We start from the raw sequence: 1,598 nt of genomic DNA on the forward strand, positions 1-1,598 counted from the left end.
CGGGCGCGGGCTCGTCTCATGTGACGGGCAGAGGTGAATGAGCCGCGAGCGGCGCCGTGTTTGTTGGGTTGTCCGTCTGCCTGGCCGGCCGATCGTAGTTCGCTCCCGCGGGCTGCGTGCCGGGCTTTCGACGCTTCTATGTTTGTCAACTTGTCTCGGGTGCGGCGTAGAGGGTGTTGAGGGTCCGATAGAGGTGTCGGGCGAGGTAGCGCTTGATGCAGCGTCGGATCTCGCGTCGGCTGCGTCCTTCGGCGAGGCGTTTCTCGAGGTAGGCCTTGGTGCCGGGGTGGCGGCTCATGCGGGTGATCGCAATGTAGTGCAACGCCTTGTTCAGACGTCGGTCGCCACCGCGGTTGAGGCGGTGCCGGGTGGTGTTGCCGCTGGAGGCGGGGATGGGGTTCACCCCGGCGAGGGCGGCGAACGCGGCGTCGTTGCGGACTCTGCCGGGGTGGGACCATGCGGTGATGACGACGGCGGCGGTGTATGCGCCGATGCCGGTCTCCTCCAGCAGCGGCGCCGCGGGGCTGGCGGTGATGAGCTCGCTCAGACGGGCGTGGTTGACGGTCAGCGCCTCCTCCAGCTCCAGGATGCGCCGGGCCAGCCGGACAGCCTCGCTTCTTGCGGTGGCGAGAGCGAGTGGTTCGGTGCGGTGCTGCCACCGGGATGCCTGACCGATCTGGGCTGCGGTCAGGGGCTTGCGGGCGTCAATGCCGAGGTCGTTGGTGCGCAGCAGCGCGGTGAGCGCGTTGACGTTCATGGTCTTCTCCTGCGCGAGCTGGTCGCGGGCGGTCACCAGCACCCGCAGCGCTTGACGTGTTCCGTCGTCGGCGCGGGGGCGGCGCAACCGGTCCTCTTCCAGCGGCAGAACGGCGGTCGCGATCGCGTGCGCGTCCAGCGGGTCGGACTTGCCGATTCCGTGTCGGGCCTTCGCGTTCATCCGGGGTGCTTCGGCCACCTCGTATCCGCTCTCGGCTGCAGCGCGGGCCAGTTTCGCCCCGTAGGTGGCGACGCCCTCGATCACCCATAAGGTCTCGGCGTCGCCGCCGGTCATTCGGCCGACCCAGGCGATCGCGCGGGCGATGCCTTGCGGGGTGGTCGGGAACTGCTGGCAGCCCAGCAGCTGCCCGGACGCCGTCTGGATCACAGCATAGGTGTGTGTCTTCGCGTGGGTATCCACGCCGATGACGAACGAACGGGAATGCGCGACGATAGTCATTGCGGATCGGATCCTTCCTTCGATGGAACACGGGCTCGGCCGCACGGCGGCCGGCGCCGGCCCGGGAGGAAGTCACTTCGAGGCAGCACTGTGACGGGCCACGACCCGCAGAGGGTCGGGCAGGCTTCTAATCAGGTCATCGAGGTGGGCCGGGTGGCGCCGGCCGCCCTCGCCCGGACGGACATGTCGAAAGAAAGGCCCACACGGGGCCAGCGGCATATCGAGCCACGACCGGACGAAGACGACCAACACCAACCCTGCCAGCCAGTCCCAGACCAGCCGAGCCCAGACTCACAGCGGCATATCCTCCTTCCGCTTCGCTCCAGTCCGGTATTCCACGCTCCCGGCACTGCGCCCCGTCCACTCGCTCTCGATCACTCGC

The 1,598-nt window shown here is 68.5% G+C and carries 1 protein-coding gene; it reads right to left on the reverse strand.

Annotated elements, in window-relative coordinates; genetic code table 11:
• Window positions 1–145 precede the first annotated feature (145 nt).
• The gene (locus JNB50_RS24570) at window positions 146–1,216 is read right to left on the reverse strand and encodes an IS110 family transposase (protein ID WP_208042719.1); all 1,071 of its coding nucleotides are present in this window, start codon (window positions 1,214–1,216) and stop codon (window positions 146–148) included.
• Window positions 1,217–1,598: the final 382 nt, after the last annotated feature.

The sequence above is a fragment of the Leifsonia sp. TF02-11 genome, from assembly GCF_017565305.1.
Taxonomy (GTDB): Bacteria; Actinomycetota; Actinomycetes; order Actinomycetales; family Microbacteriaceae; genus Leifsonia.

Excerpts from the sequence above, each read along its gene's own strand:
- JNB50_RS24570 (WP_208042719.1), bottom strand. The coding sequence starts at position 1,216 with ATGACTATCGTCGCGCATTCCCGTTCGTTCGTCATCGGCGTGGATACC.